The sequence below is a fragment of the Burkholderia sp. 10_S31 genome (genome assembly GCF_056930375.1).
In genome coordinates this window covers 930,494-953,523 of the sequence record NZ_JBXOWK010000002.1, presented here as the reverse complement: position 1 = coordinate 953,523, position 23,030 = coordinate 930,494, and the positions used below count along the sequence as shown (strand labels likewise).

The window sequence follows — 23,030 nt, the reverse complement described above, 5'->3', positions numbered from 1 at the left end:
AGAATGACTGATACCACCAAAATCCCTGTCGATGCGGCTCACATCGAAGACGTGCACCTGTCCGACTACTTGGTAGTCGTTCAGGAAAGCTGGCGACTGATTGTAGCGGTCACCGCATGTACCGTCCTGATAGGCGTCCTATACGCACTGATTGCGAAGCCGGTGTACCGAGCCGACGTGATGATCCAAGTCGACGACAGCACAGGATCGGTCAACGACGCGCTGGGGCAGCTCGCATCGATCTTCGATACCAAGCAGACTGCATCGGCAGAAATCGAGCTGATTCGTTCGCGTCTCGTCATCGGACAGACGGTGCGCGCGTTGCACTTGGATATTTCGGCCCAGCCTCGATATTTTCCATTGATCGGTTCGCTCATTGCGCGGCACCCGTCGGGCCCTACACCTGCCTCGCCACTATTCGGTCTGGGTCGCTTTGCGTGGGGTGGTGAGAAGATTAAGGTCACCAGTTTCGATGTTCCGGAACAATTGTACGACGTACCCTTCACCCTCATCGCTTTGCCGGGTGATCAGTTCGAACTGCGTGATGAAGACGGCATTGTCGTAATGAAGGGGCGGGTCGGCGAACTCGTAACCTCCGTGTCCGGAGAGGTGCGTGCATTGCGGGTTTCGCATCTTGTCGCGAGGCCAGGCACTGAATTCGTACTTAAGCGCGCATCGACGCTTAGCACGGTCAACAAGCTTCAGAGCGATCTCGTCATTGCGGAGAAGACAAAGCAGTCGGGCGTGATCGGCGTGAGCCTTGACGGACCAGATAGTCAGCGCACGGCCGAAATTATTAATACGATCGCGTCAGCATATGTCCAACAGAATATCGATCGAAAATCTGCGGAAGCCGAGCATACGATTGCGTTTCTCGACCAGCAGTTGCCGGTCTTGCGCAAACAGCTCGATGATGCAGAGAACCGCTACAACGCGTTTCGCAACCAGAACGGTACGGTTGATCTGACCGAGGAGAGCCGGCTCCTGCTCCAGCAGATCGTGGATGGCAAGACTAAGCTTGCGGATCTTCAGCAACGGCGTGTCGAGCTGGCGCAACGGTTTACGCCGACGCATCCGGCAATTGCGTCACTGGACGCGCAGATCGCGGCCTTGCAGGACCAGCAGAGCCAGTTGAACAAGCACGTCGAGAACCTCCCCAACACTGAGCAATCGGCACTGCGGCTGTTGCGCGATGTGCGTGTGGACACACAGCTGTATACCAATCTGCTCGATAGTGCTCAGCAACTACGCATCCTGAAGGCTGGACAGGTCGGCTCGGTGCGCGTAGTCGACTATGCAGTCGCGCAGGATCTGCCAGTGAAGCCCAAGCGAGTTCTCGTCGTCGCTGCGGCACTGGTGCTTGGAGTTATTGCCGGTGTTGCGATTGCGTTCTTGCGCAAGACGTTGTTTGGCGGCGTGGAGCAGAGCGAGGAGATCGAGCGCGTGCTCGAACTGCCGGTCTACGCGTCGGTGCCGCATAGCGAAACGCAAGTACGGATGTCGCGTGCAGTCCGTCGTGCGCCGGCAGGGCAGCATCACGTGCTTGCGGCTGCCGCGCCTAACGACGTGGCAATCGAAGGGCTGCGTAGCCTGCATACCGCGTTGCAGTTCGGGCTGATCGACGCATCAAACAACGTACTCGTCATCACAGGACCACGTCCCGCCGTGGGCAAGTCGTTCACGTCGGTCAATCTGGCAGCGGTGCTGGCCTCCAGTGGCAAACGCGTGCTTCTCGTTGATGCTGATATGCGGCGCGGCGATGTGCACAGCTATTTTGGCGTGTCACGGCAGCCTGGGCTCTCTGACGTGATCGCAGGCGCCGAACTCGATGGTGTGTTGTTGCGCGAGGTGCTCCCCGGGCTCGACATATTGCCAAAGGGGACGCTGCCTCCGAATCCAGCCGAGCTCCTGATGAGCAACCACTTTAAGGCGCTACTCGACGAGCTTGGGGCGCGCTATGACCTCGTTATCATCGACACGCCACCTATTCTGGCCGTGACCGATGCGGCACTTATCGGCCGCCACGCGGGGGCGACACTTCTCGTCGTGCGCCATGGTCGCCATCCGGTTCCGGAACTCCTCGAATCGGTTAATCGCTTGCGAATCAGTGGCGTGACACTCAAAGGCGTGTTATTTACCGATGTGCCGAAGCGTCGCGTCGGATACGGTGCGTATTACTCGAGCTATTACGGCTACGAGAGTGTGTCGGAATGAAAGCGGCAACTTCACATTTTTTCGGAGGCGCGAGTGACGATAAGCGCGTTGTGGCTATTTACCGCAATCAGCTGTTCAAGCCTTCTGAGCCGTTCATTGCTCTGCAGGCACGCTATCTCGCCTTATTTCGACCAATATTCGTCGGACGCGAACGCTGGACTCAACCGGCAGAGGCCCAGCACAGTATCGTGATTGCGTCCGGCAGTCGGGCCGGAAAATTTGCACACGCTATCAGCGGCCGTTCATTCGAGTTGAACCGGGAAGTCGCCCGGCACAAGCCTGCGCTTGTACACGCACATTTCGGCGTCGACGCGCTATACGGTGCTTCGCTCGCTCGCTCGCTTGGCATACCTCTTATTGCGACGCTGCACGGTTTTGACGTGACAGTTAGACGCACGGGATTTCTACGCTCGGGATCGCCGGCTTTGATGCGATACGGTTTATTGCATAGACGCCTTGCGAAGTCGGCGACGCGCCTACTTTGCGTGTCGGAGTTCATTCGGAAGAAGGCGATTGAGTTTGGTTTTCCGGAAGAGCGACTCTTGACTCATTACATCGGTATCGATCTGAGTCAATTTACGCCCACGCTGCACATGGGTAGCGAAGTGTTTCGAATCCTGCATATTGCACGACTGGTCGAGAAAAAAGGCACCCGCTATTTGCTGGAAGCATTGTGCCGTTTGCCGAATCATATTCGTCACCGAGTTCAACTAGATGTCATTGGGGAAGGGCCGCTGCGTGCGGAACTAGAGGCCATGACGACGCGGGACGGTCTTGCCGGGAATGTGACGTTTCATGGTGCCAAAAGTCAGGGCGAGGTGCGGGCGCACCTGGCGAGTTCCGATCTTCTGTGCCTACCCAGCGTGACTGCAGGAAACGGCGACGCGGAAGGTCTGGGCATGGTGGTCCTTGAGGCCGCTGCTAGTGGTGTGCCTGTTCTGGCGACGCGACATGGGGGTATTCCGGAGGCGGTGGTGGATGGCGAGACGGGAATGTTGATGCCCGAACGCGATGCTCTGGCGTTGGCCGACGCGATTACCTTGCTCGCGACAAACGAGCAGGTTCGGGTGCAGATGGGGCTTAATGGAAGAGCACGCATGGAAATGCATTTCGACGTGGTCAAGCAATGTTCGGCACTCGAGAGCATCTACGGCGAAATCTTGGAAGCAAGATGACAAAAGAACGGTTGTTGATTCTCTCCCGATCGATTCCCCAACACCGAATCGGAGGGCTTGAGGTCATGACATGGGATTTGGCTAAAGCGATCGTGCGACAGGGCGTGGAAGTCATTGTCGGAACAACCGAGATTGCCGGGGCACCGACGAGGTTCGAGCAGGATGGTGTACGCGTGCAGACTATTGTGGGTGCGGCGGCGGCGCGATATACGCATCGATTCTGGAGCGGTACGAAGGAACTTTTTCTGGAGGTTGGAAAGAACAGGACGCTTGGTGTGCTCAGCGTCAGCGCAGCGGGCCGCGAGGTGGCGATGATGGGTGCGCAGCGTGATCAGCCCATCGTGTTGCAGGCGCACGGGAGCAGCCTTGGCGAAATCCGCACGAAATGGAAGACGGCGTCCATCAAGTCGATTGCAGGTTCCGCACGCAACATGGTCTGGCTCTTCAAAGACCGCGCTGTCCGCGCTCGATATGACGCGACTGTATGTGTTTCGGAGACTGTCAGGAGTGAACTGTTGCACCCACTGTCGCGGCTTGGTGGCGAAGATCGACGCATGTTGGTCATCGAAAATGGAATCGATCAGATTTTGTTTTCACCTGATCCTGATGCGCGTGAAGCAATCCGCTCGAAGCTCGGTTGGCTCGCAGTTCCCGTAATCGTGTGTGCGTGCCGCATGCACGTGGAAAAGGGGGTGGAGCAGCTAATTTCAAGTTTTGCAGTCCTTCTAAAAATGGTCCCATCTGTGCGGATGATCCTTGTTGGTGATGGACCGGATAAAGGTCGTTTTGAGAGATTCGTCGCTGAGTTGGGAATCGCACGAAGAGTTCACTTTGCAGGCGGGCTTTCTAGGCAGGAGGTTGCTCGTTACCTGAATGCGGGTGACGTGTTCGCTTTCCTCTCGATGCGTGCAGAGGGGGCGCCGCTCAATCTGCTCGAAGCGATGGGCGTCGGATTGCCGTGCGTTCTGTCGGACCATCTGATGAGCCGGGTTCCCATTCGGCGAGCGGTTTGGGGCGTCGACGCGATGAACGCCCAAGCAGCAGCACAAGCTCTGCTCCTGGCATTGGATCACGCGAAGGAAGGTGGACGCAGTGCGCTCGATACGAAGCAGTCGATCGATTACTGCGCGGGCCAATACATCGAACTGTTTCGAGAACTTCGCGTGAGTAATCGATACAGGGCGTAACAAGAATGTCTGATAGAGGGTCATCATGAAATGTGAAGACATCGTACTGCTGTCGACGGCGGATTGGGACAACCCTTTCTGGACTAACAAACAACACGTAGCGGTCGAACTGGCACGCCGTGGTCATCGAGTCCTCTACGTCGATTCGATCGGCCTGCGCCAGCCATCCGCGTCCACGGGTGATCTACGTCGAATCGCACGACGCATCGCGAAGAGCGCGAGAGGGGTACGGCAGGTGCAAGAGCGGATCTGGGTCTGGTCGCCTGTCGCTATTCCCATGCATCGGTATTCGGTTGTGCGGATTCTCAACCGCATCCTGCTGTCGTTCGGGCTCGCGGTGTGCACTGCATACCTTGGTTTCAGGCGTCCGATTGGCTGGACGTATAACCCGCTGACTACGCGGTTCTTCGACTTGTCGCGATTTAAAAAGCTTGTTTACCACTGCGTGGACGAGGTCAAGGCGCAACCTGGGGTGCCATACGAGGTGGTGGAAAATGCGGAGATGGAGTTGACGCAGTCTTGCCAGATATGTTTTGTCACGTCGGAGCATCTATTGGAGACGCGCAAGGCATGGAAGCAACAGACGTACTATTTTCCGAACGTTGCCGATTACGCGCATTTTGCTTCGGCGCTGGACCGCGAACTCAAGGTTCCCGTTGACCTAGCGGCGATTCCGGGGCCGCGCGTCGGATTCATTGGGGCGATCAGCGAATACAAAGTGGACTTCGGGCTTCTGGCTAGCATGGCGCGCGAGCATCCTGAATGGTCGATCGTGCTGATTGGTCGCGTGGGAGAAGGTGATCCCTCCACTACCGTGTCAGAGGTGGAGGCGTTGCCAAATGTCTATCTTCTCGGCGCCCGGTCATACGAGAGCTTGCCAGCGTATCTGAAAGGCATCGACGTCGCCATCTTGCCGAGCCGCTTGAATGAGTACACGCGTGGCATGTTTCCGATGAAATTCTTCGAGTATCTCGCGGCGGGCAAACCGGTCGTTGCGACCGATCTCCATGCGCTTGCTGGCTTTGCCGACGTATGCACGCTTGCGAACGACCACGCGTCTTTTGTCGCTGGTGTGGAGCGCGCGCTTTCAGACTCGGCGGAAAAGCTTCAAGCACGACTTTCGCTCGCTCAGGAATACACATATGAACGCAGGACAAGCAGGATGATGGAACTGGTAAACAGTTTGGGAGCATGACATGAACCCTCTCGCCGGACGCAAGGTTGCCATCGTTCACGATTGGCTAGTTACACGGGGTGGCGCTGAGCGGGTGCTGGAGAAGATCGTCGAGATGTTTCCTCACGCGGACGTATTCACGGTCGTCGATCATTACTCGGACGCCGACCGCCAGTTCATTGGAGGGAAAAATTCTCGTACTACATTCATCCAGAAGTTGCCGTTTTCGCGCTTGAAATATCGGTCGTATCTTCCGTTAATGCCGCTTGCAATCGAGCAACTCGACCTTTCTGGATACGACATCGTTATTTCGAGCTCGCACGCGGTAGCGAAGGCCGTGCTGGTTGGACCGAACCAGTTTCACGTGTCCTATGTGCACTCGCCGATGCGATATGCATGGGACCTGCAGAACCAGTATTTGCGCGAGGCAAAGCTGAGCCGCGGGTTGCGCACTGTGTTCGCGCGCTGGATGCTGCACAAGGTGCGGATGTGGGACGTGCGGACTTCAGTTGGTGTCGACGCGTTCGCAGCAAATTCGAACTTCATTGCACGCCGTATCAGCAAGTCCTATCGACGTCACGCCACCGTCATATATCCACCGGTCGACACGGAAGCTTTTTCGCTGCATGTGCTGAAGGAGCCATTCTATCTGACCGCCTCGAGGCTTGTGCCTTATAAGAAGGTACCGGCAATTGTGGACGCATTCAGGCAGATGCCGGACAAGAAACTGGTAGTAGTTGGAACGGGACCCGATCTGGAACTCGTAAAGTCACTTTCCGCGCCTAACATCGAGATCCTCGGCTATCAGCCGTTCGCAACTCTGCTGTCTCTCATGCAGCGTGCTAGTGCCTTCATCTTTAACGCGGAAGAAGATTTCGGCATTGTGCCGGTCGAAGCACAAGCGTGTGGCACGCCCGTCATTGCGTACGGGCAAGGCGGCGTGCGCGAGTCGGTGCGTGATGGCAGCGAAGGGGCACCTACCGGCATTTTCTATGACGCTCAGGATGCGACCAGCATTGTCGGTGCAGTACGGCAGTTCGAGGCTGATCGTGAGAGCTTCGACCCGTACGTCTGTAGGGAGAACGCGCTGCGTTTCTCGGTCGAAGCCTTCAAGCATCGATTCGAGCGCTTCGTGAGTGAGGAGTACACGTCGTTTAGAAACGAGGTCGTTGGACGTTGAACTTGAATAGGGCGCATGCCGAATGCGCGGTGAACATCAGGAAAGCGAGTAGAACGTGAGTCGAGCGTCCACATCTAGAAAATTGAAGGCAACAATGGAGTTGCTACTGGCAGTGCTGGTGCTGCTGGTTCTGCTCGTCGATGGTGATGCCGTCCAACCCATGCTACTTGCATGCGTCTTCTACTCTGTCTATCAGTTCGGGGAAACCATCGCATCGAAAGACGCGAGACCAATAGCGACGGTTTTCTGGCTTTATCACGCGTTTTTCCTGCTGATTCCGGGCTGGCTGCAGGTGATTAACAACTTTTACCCGTGGGCGCGAGTGGCAACCGACGCCGACATGGAATACGCGTTGTGCGCCGTGACGCTCGGTTTGTGGTCATTCTCGATCACATATCGATTGACGGGAGGGCGTGCAGCCGACGCAATCGTGGCCGGCGACGCGACCGCGTCGACACGGATCAATGCGTTCAAGATCTTGTTTGCACTGGGATGTTCAATTCCCGCCATGGCTTTGATTGCGATCGTCGGTCCCGCGAGCTTTCTTCAGGAGCGTAGCGCGCTGGGTGAGATGATCTATCAATCCGACGCACTGGCTCTTGTCTACAACGCAGCGAAGTTTGCTGTATTCGGCGTAGCCATCGCGTTGGCCGCATACGTTGGAAACGCGCGCAAATTGCGATCCGAGGTGGGGCATAAGCGTTACATACCGGTGCTTGCGATGTTCACCATCTTTTGCGCTGCCATTGCCATGTTCGTGAATAATCCGCTGTCGAGCCCACGGTTTCATTTTCTGGGCATGATTCTGGGTGCTCTGCTTGTGCTGCGGCCGTTCAGCAGAAGGTCTACACGTATTATTGTGTGGACGGCGGCGCCGGTGTTCCTCTACACGCTGTTCCCGGTCGTGAAGAATCTGGGGGAGACGATATCGCAACAAGGAGATTTGTTGCCCGACGTGGGTGCATATCTGATAGGGGGCGTCGATTTCGACGGTTTGCAGCAGCTCGCCAACATTGCGCGCATGACTGAGGGTATCGGCATATCGTGGGGCAGCAATTTTCTCTCTGCGATCTTCTTCTGGGTACCTCGTTCGCTCTGGGCCGGGAAAGCGACGATCACGGGTGCGCTGGCGGCTGACTACGTCGGCTATGAGTACTCGAATCTTTCCGCGCCGCTCATTGGGGAGGCACTGAGCGGACTAGGGATTTTGGGCGTCGTGGTGTTCTTTGCAGCCTTGGGCTGGTTTGCTGCCAGGTACGACGGACGCTATGACGCATCGCTCAGGCAACGCGTGATCGGACTCGATCGCCTGCTGGTCGGCACGATTGCTGGCTTTCTGTTCATTCTGTTGCGAGGGTCGCTCAATGCGGTGTTTCCGCAAATCGGTGTTTCGCTGTTGGTCGTGATCGTTTTGGCGCCGCGTCTTAAGGACGCCGGCGGTGCGCTGGTAAAGCGTTTCAGGCGTAAGACATCGGCCGGAGTCGTAGCGGGCCATGTTCCACCGGAACAGATTGCATGACGAAGTCACATTACATAGTGGTTCCATTTCCCCGAATCGGATGTTGTTCGTGAAGCTCAAACATATTCTCAAGAACTTCGGATTCAACTTGGGTGGATCGGCGCTGCCAATTGCAGTTTCGCTGATTACGGTGCCGGCCTATTTGCATCATCTTGGTGAGGTTCGATATGGAATTCTGACGTTCGTTTGGACGCTGGTGGGTTATTTCGGAATTCTCGATCTCGGCATAAGCAGGGCTACTGCTAACAGGATATCGAAGGCGGTTCACCGTGATATGACCGAGGTCCATTCGGTTTTCTGGAGTGCTGTATATCTGAACACTGCGCTTGGCGTGGTCGGCGGCATCCTCTTTTATTTTGCTGGGGACTGGATCCTGCATCGCCTCGTGAAGGCACCTGAATCATATCAGCTGGAAATTGCGCGATCGGTGCTCTGGATCGCTGTGGCGATTCCGGTCGTGAATCTTTCCGCGGTGTTGGGTGGCGCGCTCGAAGGCGCTGAACGATTCGGTATTTACAATGGTGTGCAGTTTATTGGAACCCTGGGTGTTCAGACGTTACCGCTCATCGCTGGACTCATGGTCGGCCCATCGCTCGAGATCGTCGTTCCGGCGGCAGCCATCGCGCGCGTTGTGACCTGTGTAATGCTGGCGGTGGTGGTGCGCAACACATTCGAGCTGGGTTGGCTTGGGAAGTTCTCCCGCGCGCGCGCGGTTGATCTGCTGCACTTCGGCAAATGGGTAGTGACCTCATCATCGGTGAGAGTCCTTGCCGATAATGCCGATCGCTTTGCTGTTGGCTCAATCATAGGCGCCGCAGCACTAAGCACCTATGGCGTACCGCAGAATCTGATTGTGCGCTGCATGTTGATGCCCAATGCACTCGCTCGGACCATGTTTCCACGTTTTTCCAATAGCGCACCGGAGGATGCCCACCGCCTGTGCCTGCAGGCGTTGCGGATTCACGGGTATATCTATACAGCGTGTCTCGTGGCTGCCCTTTGGATCGTCAAGCCTTTCCTGATTCTCTGGGTGGGTCATGCGTTCGCGGCAGATGCGATTCCAGTAGCTCACTTGCTCATCCTTGGTGTGTGGGCGGCCGGTCAGAGTGTGATAGTCGTCGCCTTTCTGCAGGCGACCGGGAAGCCAAACATCGTGGCCAAGTTGAGCCTGTTCGAAACACCGCTGCTGCTTGTTGCGATATGGTTTGGTGCATCGCGCTTCGGACTGAGCGGCGTAGCGATCGTTGTCGTCTTGAGAAATCTGTGTGATGCACTCGTATTGCTTTGGTACGGGAGGCTTTTGGCTTGCGGAGCGCTTTCAGCCGCCATTTCGGCAGCATGCCTTGCGCTGAACTATGTGTTGACGGTAGAAGATCTTTCCGTGACCGCACAAATCGCATGTGCCGTAGTCAGCATTGGGGTGATGATCGTATTTGCGGTGAGTGGCCAGTTCGGCCGGCTCATAAAACCAGCTGTTCCGGAATGAGGGGATTTCGATGGAGCACGACAATTGGCGGCCCCTGCTGCGCGCTGTTCAAGCAATAGTCTTGGTCGCGTATGCGACGACAGTGTGTGCTGAGCCGGTCGTAGTCAACGTCAGGACCTATGGCGCAAGGGGAGACGGGCATAGTGATGACTCTCCGGCCTTGCAGCGTGCCATCACTGCATTGAACGCGGCGGGCGGTGGGGAATTGTATTTTCCGACGGGTACCTATCTGCACAGCGAGGTAATCGCTGTCAGTGGGCACGTAACGGTGTCTGGAACCGGGGCCGAGAGCGTGCTCAAGGCGCTGTCGCCCGCTAGAGCTGCCCTGGTCTTCACCGATGCCAGCCAATGCGGCGTACAGGACCTTCGATTCGTTTCCGACGCGCGGACGCGCCTCCACGAGCAGAATTCGGCAGACGTGGTGATGGATCACGTAGAGAACTGTTATGTAAAACGCCTCTCGATAGAGGGCGGCGCGTCGGCCGGAATCTTGATCGCGAATAGCCGGGCGGTGACGGTTTCTGACAACCATGTTGCAAATACGCTGGCCGACGGTATTCATATTGTGAATGGTTCTTCCGATGTCGTCGTCGAAAACAATTTTGCCTCGAATACCGGCGACGACTCGTTTTCAGCGGTCGCGTACGCAAGCTGGCCGAAGCAGACGGACAACGTGATCATCAAGGGAAATACGAGCGTGTCGTCGCACGCAAGAGGGGTCGCCTGCATCGGAGCGAGCCACTGCGGAATTTTCAATAACACCGTCAATAATCCACGTGGACACGGGATCGCGGTAGCCTACGAGTCCTTCTACAACACCTATCATCCAAATGGAGCAAGGTTGACGGGTAACCAAATTGCAACCGCCCATCCCACGAAAGGGACAAATTCGGTGCTGGTGAGCGGCGCGAAGGATGTTGAGATTGATTCGACGTCGGTTGACGGCGGCAATGCGGTGCTGGTTAGCGACAGCTCGGGGGTCGTCGTGCGAAATCTGGCAGTGAGTGAGCAGGCTGGCGTGCCGGTTCTGGAACGAGGACATGTCCAGCTGGATATTGAAGGCGTTAGCGCCAATGGTAATCGGCTCGCCGACAGAAGATTCATTGCGAAGAAAATTCAGTGAGAATTCAGTCGGTTCCAGCGAGCTGCGCATCAACAAGCACCTTGTAGGGAAAGGACGAGTGAAAATATTGCATCTGGCCAATGATGTGCGCGAAAGCGGCAATGGCATCATCAACGTGCTGGTCGATCTGGCATGCAATCAAGCCAAACGGGGACACGTGGTGATCGTCGCTTCTGGCGGGGGTGAATACGTCGAGTTGCTCGAACAGCACGGGGTGCGCCACATCGAGCTCAGGCAACGTCCGATCCGAAAGGCAATGCTGCCGCTCATGGTGATGAAATTCGTGGCAATTCTGTTCAGGGAGCGTCCTGATGTCGTTCACGCACACATGGTGACGGGCATCTTTCTCGGCAAGATAGGGAAGGCGGCGAAGGCCTATACGCTCATCTCAACTGTCCACAATGAATTCAATCGCTCCGCGAAATACATGGGTCTTGCGGATCGTGTCGTGGGTGTAAGCCGGGCGGTAACCGAGGCTATGGTGAACCGAAGCGTGCCTCCCAACCGGGTCGTGACGATATGTAACGGTACGGTGGGTACGCCGCGCGCCCGCAAGAACGATGATCCCACAACGACGTCGCTTATGCTCAGGCCGAGCGTGGCGACGGTTGCCGGGCTATTTCATCGAAAAGGCATTGACGTGCTGATTCGAGCGTTTGCGGCAAGTCGGGCGATCGAAGCGGGCGCTCACCTGTACGTCATAGGCGAAGGTCGGGACCGGGCTGCATTCGAGGCGATCGTGCAGGAGCGGGAACTCCATGATTACGTGCATTTTCTTGGCTTTAAGCAAAATGTCATGGCGCACCTCAAGCAGACCGATGTGTTTGTACTGGCATCACGCCGGGAGCCGTTTGGGCTTGCGGTGCTGGAAGCACGCGAAGCGGGTTGCGCCGTCATCGCGTCGGATATCGACGGCATTCCCGAGGCGCTCGACGGCGGCGCGAGCGGTGTGCTGGTGCCGCCAGACGATGTGAAGGCCTTGTCGGCGGAGTTGAGTCGATTGCTGTGCGACGCTCAGGCACTTTCCTACGCCAAGTGCATTGCAAGGGAGGGTATTGAACGCTTTTCCGCAAGCAAGATGGCCGACGACTACCTCGAACTATACGAAGCGGCACGCCGCTAAGTCGGCGAAAAGAACATGTAAGGTTTGGAGTGTGTTTGCGCTGGCGAGCTAGTAGCCGCCAGGAACTGGCCCGTGCGAGAAAGCGTGTTGCACAAAGTGTGAAGCCAACACCTACCAAGGCAATCTATAGATTTGCGCCCCTGCAGCAGTAGCTTGGCCGTTGCCATATGTTGTTCCAGACGTGACTGGCGAAGTGCCTAAAGGTGATGTATAGATACCGGCGGCCATCGACTGCGTTGCGTGGTTCCCGCGCTGGGCTTTCTTCTGCGCTTGCACCATTGTGGGCGTTGGGACGCCATTGGAGGCCGGTCCAGCGTTGTCGCTATCGACCGCACTCTCAAGAAGCAACATCTTCTCCGTTGGCGTAGGCGCATAGTCTCCAGCGGCGCGCGCTGACTCCCCCTGTTGGATTGCCGATTGACGAGAGGAAGATGCGATACCTCTCCCCCCGCCCGACACCGATGTCGGCTTATCCAGATAGTCTAAAGGTGCTCCAAGCAGCGGATCAAATGGTGATATCTTCGAGCCCTCCATAAGCATGGGGGCATCGATGGAGGGTGCGCCCAGCAATGGGTCGAATGGCATCGGAGTGCTGGATACAGTCCTGTTCGATCCCTTACGCGCGTACGGTCGCATCGTATTCGATTGGCCGAAACCCGGCCGCAGGGCGTTCTGCTCCGATGCGCCGCGTCCCGTGCTTTGTGCAATTGAGGAAGCACTCGTACAGAACATGAGCACGAGCGAGCAGGGCAGGGCGAATTTCATCATCGTTAGTGTCCTCGTGGGCGCGTCGCGGCGATCCGCGCAGTCGCGCATTCTCCCATACGCAGTCGTCCAGTTCCATCTGTTCCTTGGTCACCGGCTTCGTGCACGGGCCGACAAGCGTCCCTTTTCGATCTATCTGTCCCGGCTTGAGATCGTTTGTCGTGCCCCCCGAATCGCTGACATTGCTGCTAGATTCTGGTCGACCTTTACCAGTCACCCTGCCTCTAACTTGAATTTCAGGGTACACCGCGCACGCTTCAATTGGCTCATCGTCAATTCTCCTTGCTGCGGTTTAAACCTTAGCGAGGGATATGTTTTTCAGGGGCAAACTCAAAAATTTTTCGCCCCAAAATTGTTGAGACGCGAAGGGGCATGCGAAAGATTGACGAGCTTGAGATGACATGTCGCGCCCTTCTGCGCCGCGGAGTACTTCCTTCCTAACCTCGCGCCACCCTTAACGTCGTCGCCGCTTCACGCGCTCCCGCCGCACCCGGCCGCCCAATACTGTAATACTCGATCCCCAACTCCGTCATCGTCTCCGGCTCATACAGATTCCGCCCATCGAAGATCACCGGCTCGCTCAGCAACTCAACCAGCGCCGCAAAATTCGGGCTCTTGAACACCTTCCACTCGGTGACGATCACGAGCGCATCGGCGCCGGCCGCAGCCTCTTCCGCGGTCGTCACGAACTCGAGCCGAGAATGCGCATCCGGTTCGTCACGCAGGTCGAGTGCGAATACACGCCGCGCCTCGTCCGTCGCGACGGGATCGTAAGCACGCACGCTGGCACCGCGCTTCAAAAGCCCGGCCACCAGGTCACGGCTCGGTGCCTCGCGCATGTCGTCGGTATTGGGCTTGAACGCAAGTCCCCACAGTCCGAACGTGAGCCCCGACAGATCGTCCCCGAAGCGCTCGGCGATCTTCTCGAGAAGTACCTTCTTCTGCGCATCGTTAACCGCTTCAACGGCTTCCAGAATCCGCAGCGACTGCCCATATTCCGCCGCGGTCTGCACCAGCGCGCGCACATCCTTCGGAAAGCACGATCCACCGTAACCAACACCGGCATACAGGAAGTCATACCCGATGCGCGGATCCGAACCGATACCGCGGCGCACGGCCTCGATATCCGCCCCGACGCGATCGGCAAGATTCGCGAGCTCGTTCATGAACGAGATCCGCGTCGCCAGCATGGCGTTCGCCGCATACTTGGTGAACTCCGCCGAGCGCACATCCATGTACCGCGTGCGCTCGTGATTGCGGTTGAACGGTGCATACAGTCGCTTCATCTGCTCGCGTGCACGTTCGCCGGCCTCGTCGGCGTCGGTGCCGATCACGATCCGGTCCGGACGCATGAAATCGTCCACGGCGGCCCCTTCCTTCAAGAACTCGGGGTTCGACACGACGGAGAAATCATGGCGCAGGCTGCGGCGCGTCAGTTCCGTCGCGATCGTGTCACGCACGTGCATCGCGGTGCCCACCGGTACGGTCGACTTGTCGACGACGACCTTCGGGCCAGTCATATACCGTCCGATATTGCGAGCAGCGGCGAGCACGTACTGCAGGTCGGCAGAGCCGTCCTCATCGGGCGGCGTGCCGACCGCGATGAACTGGACGTCGCCGTGCGCGACGCTGGCCTCGATGTCGGTCGAGAACTGCAGTCGGCCGCTCGCGCGATTGCGATCGATCAACTCTTTCAGGCCGGGTTCGTGAATCGGTACGCCGCCGCCGTTCAGGATGTCGATCTTGCGTTGATCGACATCGAGGCAAAACACGTCGTTGCCGATTTCAGCGAGGCATGCGCCAGTGACAAGGCCTACGTAGCCGGTACCGATGATGGTGATCTTCATATTGCGGTATGGAGAGGGATCGAATACGGTTTCAAAAATCCGGATGCCGGGCGCCGGATACGTCGGCGGTGGACGGCTCGGGACGCAATGCGCGCAATCTGGCGTCGAATTCGCTCAACACCGCGTCGCGCGACAGAACAGCCTCGGCGAATCTACGCCCGGCCTGTCCCAGGCGAGCGCGCTCGGTCGCGTTGGCGGCGAGCGCGTCGATAGTCGCTGCAAGCGTGTCCGGGTCGCCGGGCGGCACGACGATGCCGCGCGGCGCGACGACGTCATGCAGTTCCGTCCCCGGGCTCGCCATCGCGATGACAGCCCGCCCGCTTGCAAACATCCCGGTCAGCTTCGACGGCATCACGAGATCGGCCGCGTCGGCGCGTTGCGGGAGGACGTGAATGTCAGCCAGATTCAGCAGCTCGTTGAGCCGGCCGATAGGTTGCAGCTCTATGAAGCGACAGTTCTTGAGGCCGCCGCAGCGCATGAGGATCTCGGCGCGCGCGGGTCCGTTGCCGCAGAAGACGAACACCAGATTGTCGCGCGATACGAGCCGTTGGGCCGCCTCTGCCAGAATATCCAGTCCTTGCTTCGCGCCCATGTTGCCGGAATAGAGCACGACCGTCGCGGCTGGAGAGATATACAGCGCGCTGCGCAGCTCGCTCGGCCGTTTGAGCGGGTAGATCGAATGGGTGTCGGCCCAGTTCGAGAAGTGCACGAGCCTGCTCGGTTGAATTCCCTTGCGCAGCGCGTGCTCGACCATCTTTCCGGAGATCGTCGACACGGTATCGAAGCGCTTCAGCAGCGTGCGCTCGACGGCGAGCACGGCACGCTTCAGCAGAGATCCCTTGAGCATCCCGAGGCTGAACGCCGCATCGACCTCGTAATCCTGGATGTGGATCCACGCGTGGGCGCCGGTCAACCGTGCGACGAGCCAACCGGCGGGCGCGTTCAGCAGACTCGGCGCGATGCAGACGACGACGTCGGGCCGCCAGAGCGCATGCCGCAGCATCAGGGGGAGGCTCGAAAGCGCGAAGCTCGCGAGATGTGCGATGCGGCGCACGCCGCTCGGTCGCGACGGAACCCACAGCGGTGCCCGCCAAAGCGCGACGCCGTCGCGCTGCTCGGTCGAGTAGCGCAGCGCCGGGTATCCGCTGGCGACCCGCCACTCGGGGTAGTACGGCGGTGCGCACACGACACGCACGGTGTGGCCTTTTTCGACGAGCGTTTCCGCCATTTCGGCGGTGTACTTGCCGATGCCGGTCAGCTCGGGCGCATAGTTGATGCCGTAGATCAGGATCTTCATCGGCTCTCAGCGAAAAATAAAAATGGTGCAGTGCGTTATAAACGCATTGTCGGTAATGCCTATCATGCGAGTCAGACAGAATGTTGGTCGGTGCCGCCAATCATCGATCGCGGTCGTGCGGCCCGCGTCACCGAATGGGAAAAGCGCCCGTCAGAGAAAACGCGCGCAAAGCAGTGGCGAATACATCTCGATCGCAACCTGAATCGGCGCGTGATATCCGTAGGCGATGCCGGACACCACCAGCACCGAACCCACGGCAAGCGGGCGCAATGCCGGCGGCAGAATCGGCGCGTCCGTCCACCGTTTCAACAACAGCGTGATGACGAGCACGCCGAGCATCCAGCCCACGATCACTTCGGACGCGGTATGCGCATCCTCTTGCACGCGTGCAAAGCCGACCGTCGCGGCGAGCAAGAGTCCGGGCAATAGCGCGGGGCCGGGGCGAACGCTCCACCCGTCGTGCAGCATGAGCAGACATGCCATCGGCCAGACAGTGGCGGCAAGCAGCGTATGCCCGCTGATCATGCGGAAGTTCATCGCCCGGATCTGCATCCCGCATCCGGCATAAAGGATCTTCGTTACGCCAACGATGAACATCGCCGCGGCCAGCAGCATGATCCACGATAGCGCGATGCGCCAGCCGTACATCGAGCGAGTGAGCCACGCGAAGCAGACGGCGGCGAGCGGGAGCGTCAGCGCCGCGTCACCGAGGTTGCCGATGACGAGCCACATTTCCGGTCCTCGCTGAACGAAACGGAGGGATCGATCGCGTGCGGCGCGAAAAGGCAGCCGCACGCCGCGTTCGCGCCACCGGGATGCACGATGGGCGTCAGACGACGAGCTGTTCCGACATGCGCGCGAGCAGATACCGCTCGAAGTCCGCCGCAACTTCCGGATGCCGCAGCGCGAACTCGACCGTCGCCTTGAGGTACCCGAGCTTGCTGCCGCAATCGTAGCGTGTACCGTTGTAGCGGTAAGCCAGTACCTGTTCGTCGGTGAGCAGCGACTGGATCGCGTCGGTCAGTTGCAATTCGCCGCCCGCGCCGGGTTTGAGCCCGCGAAGATGCTCGAAGATCTTCGGCTTCAGCACGTAGCGGCCGACGACGCCGAAATTCGACGGCGCATTCGCCGGTTCGGGCTTCTCGATGATCCCGGACAGCTTGAAGAGATCGTCTTCCCAGCGCTTGCCGTCGATCACACCATAGGACTTCGAATCTTCAGGGGCGATCTCCTCGACCCCGATGACCGACGCATGATAATGGTCGAAGACGTCGATCATCTGGCGCAGCACCGGCTTCGGACCATCGAGCAGGTCGTCGGCGAGGATCACCGCGAACGGATTGTCGCCGACGAGTTTCTCCGCGCAAAGGACGGCATGACCGAGCCCGAGCGCTTCGGCCTGGCGAACGTAGAAGCAGTCGACATGGCTCGGCTTGATGCTGCGCACCAGCGAAAGCAGCTTGTCCTTGCCGCGCGCCTCGAGCTCTGCCTCGATCTCGTACGACTTGTCGAAATGATCCTCGATCGCGCGCTTGCTGCGTCCGGTCACGAAAATCATCTCCGTGATACCCGCTTCGATCGCTTCCTCGACCGCATACTGGATCAAGGGCTTGTCCACGACCGGCAACATTTCCTTGGGGCTCGCCTTGGTGGCAGGCAGGAACCGCGTGCCCAAACCGGCGACCGGAAAGACGGCTTTCGTCACTTTCAACATAGTGGTAATTCCATGAGTTCGGAATGAAAAGCGGACAACGTCGATGTCCGATGTCGGCGTCCGGGCGCAACAGAATATTCGACGTCGCACAGGACGCAATTGCATGGTCGCGCACGTGCAATTCCGGAAATCCTAGGTGTATTTGCGGATGAGGCGGCGACTGAATCCTGGGCGAATCCGACAGGCTGATTGAAAGGCCGGCATTGCACAAAGAATTATTTTGAAACGGTATGCATGTGGCCGACTCGGCGTTATATAGCGGATTGCGGCTGTCGTTTGTCGGCAGATGCGTCCGTATGCCGCGCATCGAGTTCACGGGCGTGTCATTGGGAGGGAGTGGCGATGGAACAGGATGATGTTTGTCACACGCTGGAAACATTGGATCCGGCCTATCTCGAACTGATGCAGCAGATGTTGAAGATCGACTGCGAGGTGGCGACACGTGAATTGGGCATTTCGGACCAGATCGCGTCCCGGATCATCGCATTGACGCCGAGCGAGATCGAAGCGTTGATCAGCCGCAGGGCGCAGACTTAGGCCGCGCATTGGCGGCATTTCGCGCGATGCGTCCGGTTTTCGGGAACCGCTGGTTTTGCTTTCTTTAATGTGGTATCGAGCGGTTTCTGCGAAACGGCAAGACGGCTAAGCCTCATTACCGTATTTTTTCAAGCGGAAATAAAAAACAGGCGATCTGGCGGATTACTTCTATGCTTTGTCCGTCCATCGATGCATCCGTCACGTAGAGTGCGTGGTCGAAAACTCCGGGCGTTGCGAATAGCCGCCCTGCGGCCGGCCGAATTCAATGGTCGTCCAAAACAGGAACGACCATGGCCGAACAGGACGATATCTTCGACGCGATTGTGGAATTCAACCGTTCGTATCTGGAGCTTGCGCAGCGATTGCTGCGAGCGGATCGCGAAGCGGCGAAACAACAACTCGGCATGTCGGACGAGACGGCCTCGATCGTCGCTGCATTGACGCCGGCCCAGATCGAGGTGCTCGCCGAGCGTCGCGAACTGTTCTGCGAATTCCGCGCGGAATCTTCCCCCGGCCGGGCCTGACCCGGCGCCTTTCCATCGTTTCATGCGTCACGTCGCGCACGAACACGGCCCGATATCCGGTTGCCGGTTCGCGAACGATCGCGTTCGGCGTTCGCCACGGCCGCTGTCGCTGCCGCCAATTTGTCGGTTATGTCTGATGGTTTGGCGTTTTTCGACTAGGTATCGAACGCCATTCGGCTCCCCGGATTCGATACGATGCGCAAAAACGCTGTTGCCAAGATGTCCGCACGCGAAACGCGCGATGCGGTCACGCCGATCATTGTCTTTCACCGGGTCCGTCGTCCATGCAGGGAATGTTGGAGCATCTTCTCGAGCGCCAGGTATCGCCCCAATGGCGCGGATTCCTGGAAGCATTGGCCGGCGAATTCACCGGTCAGCTCGATCGAGACGAGTTGAGGCAGTTGATGGAACGCGTCGGCATGCGCTTCGCGGCCGCCCATCCGCTGGGCCCCTGCGAGTCGACGGACGATCTCACGGATGCACTGAACGCGCGCTGGCGCGACATGCAGTGGGGTTACGCCGAACTGTCCGACGAACACGAATTCCTGCGCATCGTCCATTACGCCGCGCCGTTGCGCGCGCTCGGCAATGACCATCTCGCGTGGTCCTCGGCTTTTCTGCAAGGTGCGTATCAGGGCTGGTTCGACAGCGTCGGCGCGACGGGCCTGCGCGTGGCGCAGAACATCGCGCCGACGGACGACTCGCGAATCGAGCTGCGCGTGGCGCGGGCAAGGAACTGAGCGGCCCGGTCGACCGAAATTTCCGCGATAACAAATGGGCACGCTATGTCGACCTCAGGGGATATCGAATCGTTGTTCAAGCGTTTTGGCGGTGATGCCGAACGCTATCAGGAAGTCCGTGCCGAGGTCGACGCCGAAATGGCGCGCGTGCGTTGGCCGTTGCTCGGCGGTGTCGAGTTGCGTGACAGCGATCTGCAAGGGCAACCGGATTCGGGGGCACCGGAGAACCGGCCGAGCCCGAGCAATGTCGTGATCACCAACACGCGCGCGGCGCTTGCGCCGGATGCGGGCAGGCGGGATCAACCTCCGGGCTCGCTGAAGAAACTGGTCGGCAAGCCGGTGGCGTCGGACAGTACGAGTACGGGCGCGCAAGGCTCGCCGCAGCCGCTGGTTCGGCTGTTCGAGCGGTTGCGAGCCGAGACGAAGGGCGAGGAGCCGAAGAAACCGTCGGTGTGGACGGGCCGTTCATGAAGATCGTCGCGATCGCTTCGGCAAAGGGCGGTGTCGGTAAGACGACGCTGGCGGCGAACCTCGCGGCCGTGATGGCGGCGTCGCGGCGGCGGCGCGTGAGCATGGTGGATCTCGATCCGCAGAATGCGCTGAAGCTGCATTTCGGCGTGCCGCTCGAGATGACCGAAGGGCTTGCCGACGCCGCGCTGAACGGACTGCGCTGGCCGGCCGCGGTTGTCGACGGGATCACGATCATGCCGTTCGGCGTGGTCGGCGAAGCGGATCAGCGTCGCTTCGAGCGACTGCTGGACCACGATCCGTCGTGGCTCGCGCGCGGGCTCGCGGCGCTCGAGCTCGGCGACGACGACATCGTGATCCTCGATACGCCGCCGGGCACCTCGGTCTATATGCGCGCCGCGCTGACGGCCGCGCATTTCGTGCTCAATGTCGTGCTTGCCGATGCGGCATCGTACGCGACGATCCCGCAGATGCGGCGGATGCTCGACGTCTACGCCGCGACCCGCGCGGATTTCCTGGGCGACGGCTATGTGGTCAATCAGGTCGATCAGTCGCGCGAACTGGGCCGCGATGTGCTGCGCGTGCTGTGCGACAGTCTCGGCGCGGCGCGGTTCGGCGGCGTGATTCACGCGGATCAAGGGGTCGCGGAATCGCTCGCGTGCCGGACGACCGTGAATCGCTACGATCCGCGTTCGCAGGCGGCTGCCGATCTGAACGCGTGCGGCGCATGGCTCGAGCGCGTGCTCGAGCGGCGTGACACCGCGCGGAGCGTCGCTTGAGCGCCCGCGGGGATGCTGCGCAGCCCTCGGCGGTTGATCGGTTCGTCGACGCGCTGCCCGGGAACGGCTGGTTCGTCGCGTTGCCGGCGGCAGCTTGCGCATTGCTTGCGTTGTACTTCGTGTGTACCGTGCCGCTCGACAATATCGGGCAGCTCGTGTTCGCCACCTGCTGCATCGTCTGTTCGCTGCTGCTGCGGCGCCTGGATGGCCGCTACGCGACGCTCGTCATGATCGTGCTGTCGGTGGCGGCCACCGGCCGGTACATGTACTGGCGGCTGTCCGACACGCTCATGTGGCTGCATCCGCTCGACGCGGTGTGGGGCACGCTGCTCGTGGCTGCCGAAGTCTATGCGGCGGCGGTGCTGCTGCTCGGCTACTTCCAGACCGCGTGGCCCCTCGGGCGCAAGCCGCTGCCGTTGCCCGCGTCGCGCGCGCATTGGCCGAGCGTCGACGTGTTCATTCCGACGTACAACGAACCGTTGAGCGTCGTCAAACCGACCATCTATGCGGCGCTCGCGCTGGATTACCCGGCCGACAAGCTGTCGATTCACGTGCTGGACGACGGACGCCGCCCGGAATTCCGCGCGTTTTGCGAGTCCGTCGGCGTGCACTGGACGACCCGCGATCACAATCGCCATGCCAAGGCCGGCAACCTCAACGAAGCATTGAAGATCACCGACGGGGAATACGTCGCGATCTTCGATTGCGATCACGTGCCGACGCGTTCGTTCCTGCAGGTCTGTCTCGGCTGGTTCCTTCGGGATCCGAAGCTGTCCTTGCTGCAGACGCCGCACCATTTCTTTTCGCCGGACCCGTTCGAGCGCAACCTCGGCATTTTCAGAGAGGTGCCGAACGAAGGCGAATTGTTCTACGGGCTGGTGCAGGACGGCAACGATTTCTGGAACGCGACGTTTTTTTGCGGGTCATGTGCGCTGCTGCGCCGCTCGATGGTGGAAGAGATCGGCGGCATCGCGACGGAGACGGTGACTGAAGATGCGCACACCGCGCTCAAGCTGCATCGCCGCGGCTATACGACCGCTTATCTCGCGATACCGCAGGCGGCGGGGCTCGCCACCGAGAGCCTGACCGGACACATCGGCCAGCGAATCCGCTGGGCGCGCGGCATGACGCAGATATTCCGGATCGACAACCCGTTGTTCGGGCGCGGGCTGACGGTGGGCCAGCGGCTGTGCTACCTGAACGCGATGATGCATTTCTTCTACGGTATCCCGCGGCTCGTGTTCCTGACCGCGCCGTTGTCGTTCCTGTTCTTCAACGCGCACGTGATCCATGCGTCCGCGACGATGCTTGCGCTCTATGCGCTGCCCCACGTCGTCCACGCGAACGTGACGAACTCGCGGATGCAGAGCCGGTTCCGGCATTCGTTCTGGGCCGAAGTGTACGAGGCCGTGCTGGCGTCGTACATCGCGTTGCCGACGTTGCTCGCGCTGATCAACCCGCGGCTGGGCAAGTTCAACGTGACGGCCAAGGGCGGGAAAATCGACCGCGGCTACTTCGATTGGGCCGTGTCGAAACCGTATCTGAGCCTGGTGATCCTGAACGCGATCGGCCTGGCGATCGGCATCCTGAACCTGTCGCTCAATCGTCATGTCGGCAGCGAGGTCCAGACGATTGCGTTCAACCTGGCGTGGACGACCTACAACATCCTGATTCTGGGCCTCGCTGTCGCGGCGGCGAACGAACGCCGGCAGGTACGCGTGTCTCATCGTGTCACGGCGCGCATTCCGGTCATGCTGCGGTTTGGGAACGGCCGGACCCTGGCATGCGAAACGCGTGACTACTCGGAGGGCGGCATCGGCGTCGTCGTCCCCGACGATGCGCGCGTTCCGAGCGGCGAAGCGGTGACGGTGTCGCTGTTTCGCGGGGTCGACGAGTACGCGTTTCCCGCGACGATCGAGTATGTCGAAACGGGACGTCTCGGTATTCGGTTCGAGAGCCTGTCGCAACAGCAGGAGTTCGATCTCGTCAGTTCGACTTTTTCCCGTGCGGATGCATGGGTCGACTGGACGGACGGCCGCCGGCCCGATTCGCCGCCGCGTGCGTTCCTGCATCTCTCGAAGGTCGGCGTGCACGGCTTCTTTCGCTTGATCGCACGCCTGTATGCGGACATGCGCATGCTCGGGCGCGGCGGTCAAAACAACGACAAAAAATAACGTG

Annotated in this window: 19 protein-coding genes; 15 read left to right on the top strand and 4 right to left on the bottom strand. The window is 59.3% G+C overall.

Annotated elements, in window-relative coordinates; all coding sequences use genetic code 11:
* Nucleotides 1-3 precede the first annotated feature (3 nt).
* The 9 genes from AC1Z3W_RS18810 (at nt 4) to AC1Z3W_RS18770 (ending at nt 12,181) form a co-directional block, all read left to right on the top strand.
* Nucleotides 4-2,214: a polysaccharide biosynthesis tyrosine autokinase gene (locus AC1Z3W_RS18810; protein ID WP_483508222.1), complete on the top strand. Its 2,211-nt coding sequence runs from the start codon at nt 4-6 to the stop codon at nt 2,212-2,214.
* Nucleotides 2,211-3,389, top strand: a complete 1,179-nt coding sequence (locus AC1Z3W_RS18805; RefSeq protein ID WP_483508221.1) for a glycosyltransferase — start codon at nt 2,211-2,213, stop codon at nt 3,387-3,389. Before AC1Z3W_RS18810 ends, AC1Z3W_RS18805 begins: the two co-directional genes overlap by 4 nt.
* Nucleotides 3,386-4,576: a glycosyltransferase family 4 protein gene (locus AC1Z3W_RS18800; RefSeq protein ID WP_483508220.1), complete on the top strand. Its 1,191-nt coding sequence runs from the start codon at nt 3,386-3,388 to the stop codon at nt 4,574-4,576. The genes AC1Z3W_RS18805 and AC1Z3W_RS18800 overlap by 4 nt, the downstream gene beginning before the upstream one ends.
* A gap of 25 nt (nt 4,577-4,601) precedes the next feature.
* Nucleotides 4,602-5,771 (top strand): glycosyltransferase, encoded by a 1,170-nt coding sequence (locus AC1Z3W_RS18795; protein ID WP_483508219.1) that lies wholly within the window; start codon nt 4,602-4,604, stop codon nt 5,769-5,771.
* Nucleotide 5,772: 1 nt separating this feature from the next.
* Nucleotides 5,773-6,930: a glycosyltransferase family 4 protein gene (locus tag AC1Z3W_RS18790; RefSeq protein WP_483508218.1), complete on the top strand. Its 1,158-nt coding sequence runs from the start codon at nt 5,773-5,775 to the stop codon at nt 6,928-6,930.
* Nucleotides 6,931-7,024: 94 nt separating this feature from the next.
* The gene (locus tag AC1Z3W_RS18785) at nt 7,025-8,449 is read left to right on the top strand and encodes a hypothetical protein (RefSeq protein ID WP_483508217.1); all 1,425 of its coding nucleotides are present in this window, start codon (nt 7,025-7,027) and stop codon (nt 8,447-8,449) included.
* A gap of 49 nt (nt 8,450-8,498) precedes the next feature.
* Nucleotides 8,499-9,935, top strand: coding sequence for a flippase (locus AC1Z3W_RS18780; RefSeq protein ID WP_483508216.1), 1,437 nt, complete (start codon nt 8,499-8,501; stop codon nt 9,933-9,935).
* 10 nt (nt 9,936-9,945) lie between these two features.
* Nucleotides 9,946-11,058 (top strand): glycosyl hydrolase family 28-related protein, encoded by a 1,113-nt coding sequence (locus AC1Z3W_RS18775; RefSeq protein WP_483508214.1) that lies wholly within the window; start codon nt 9,946-9,948, stop codon nt 11,056-11,058.
* The gene (locus tag AC1Z3W_RS18770; RefSeq protein WP_483508213.1) at nt 10,976-12,181 is read left to right on the top strand and encodes a glycosyltransferase family 4 protein; all 1,206 of its coding nucleotides are present in this window, start codon (nt 10,976-10,978) and stop codon (nt 12,179-12,181) included. Before AC1Z3W_RS18775 ends, AC1Z3W_RS18770 begins: the two co-directional genes overlap by 83 nt.
* 1,202 nt (nt 12,182-13,383) lie before the next feature.
* On the opposite strand, the gene AC1Z3W_RS18765 is transcribed toward AC1Z3W_RS18770, so the two are convergent.
* From AC1Z3W_RS18765 to galU, 4 genes are all read right to left on the bottom strand, one after another.
* Complete coding sequence (locus AC1Z3W_RS18765; protein WP_483508212.1) at nt 13,384-14,793, bottom strand: UDP-glucose dehydrogenase family protein; 1,410 nt, start codon at nt 14,791-14,793, stop codon at nt 13,384-13,386.
* Between the two features lie 31 nt (nt 14,794-14,824).
* Nucleotides 14,825-16,090, bottom strand: coding sequence for a glycosyltransferase WbuB (locus AC1Z3W_RS18760; protein ID WP_057928186.1), 1,266 nt, complete (start codon nt 16,088-16,090; stop codon nt 14,825-14,827).
* Nucleotides 16,091-16,240: 150 nt separating this feature from the next.
* Nucleotides 16,241-16,822, bottom strand: coding sequence for a phosphatase PAP2 family protein (locus AC1Z3W_RS18755; protein ID WP_483508210.1), 582 nt, complete (start codon nt 16,820-16,822; stop codon nt 16,241-16,243).
* A gap of 97 nt (nt 16,823-16,919) precedes the next feature.
* A complete protein-coding gene (galU, locus tag AC1Z3W_RS18750) occupies nt 16,920-17,804 on the bottom strand; it encodes a UTP--glucose-1-phosphate uridylyltransferase GalU (protein ID WP_057928188.1) in 885 nt (294 codons plus the stop codon).
* A gap of 342 nt (nt 17,805-18,146) precedes the next feature.
* Here galU and AC1Z3W_RS18745 point away from each other — a divergent pair, with 342 nt between their 5' ends.
* The 6 genes from AC1Z3W_RS18745 (at nt 18,147) to bcsA (ending at nt 23,026) form a co-directional block, all read left to right on the top strand.
* Nucleotides 18,147-18,341 carry a flagellar transcriptional regulator FlhD gene (locus AC1Z3W_RS18745; RefSeq protein WP_057928189.1) on the top strand — a complete coding sequence of 65 codons (195 nt, stop codon included), beginning with the start codon at nt 18,147-18,149 and terminating at the stop codon, nt 18,339-18,341.
* Nucleotides 18,342-18,631: 290 nt separating this feature from the next.
* Entirely contained in the window at nt 18,632-18,865 is a 234-nt protein-coding gene (locus AC1Z3W_RS18740) for a flagellar transcriptional regulator FlhD (protein WP_483508209.1), read from the top strand.
* A 284-nt stretch (nt 18,866-19,149) separates the two neighbouring features.
* On the top strand, nt 19,150-19,605 hold the full coding sequence (gene bcsD / locus AC1Z3W_RS18735; protein WP_483508208.1) for a cellulose biosynthesis protein BcsD: 456 nt from the start codon (nt 19,150-19,152) through the stop codon (nt 19,603-19,605).
* A 45-nt stretch (nt 19,606-19,650) separates the two neighbouring features.
* Entirely contained in the window at nt 19,651-20,076 is a 426-nt protein-coding gene (bcsP, locus tag AC1Z3W_RS18730; RefSeq protein ID WP_483508207.1) for a cellulose biosynthesis protein BcsP, read from the top strand.
* Complete coding sequence (gene bcsQ / locus AC1Z3W_RS18725; protein ID WP_057928193.1) at nt 20,073-20,852, top strand: cellulose biosynthesis protein BcsQ; 780 nt, start codon at nt 20,073-20,075, stop codon at nt 20,850-20,852. The genes bcsP and bcsQ overlap by 4 nt, the downstream gene beginning before the upstream one ends.
* Entirely contained in the window at nt 20,849-23,026 is a 2,178-nt protein-coding gene (gene bcsA, locus AC1Z3W_RS18720) for a UDP-forming cellulose synthase catalytic subunit (protein WP_483508206.1), read from the top strand. The genes bcsQ and bcsA overlap by 4 nt, the downstream gene beginning before the upstream one ends.
* Nucleotides 23,027-23,030: the final 4 nt, after the last annotated feature.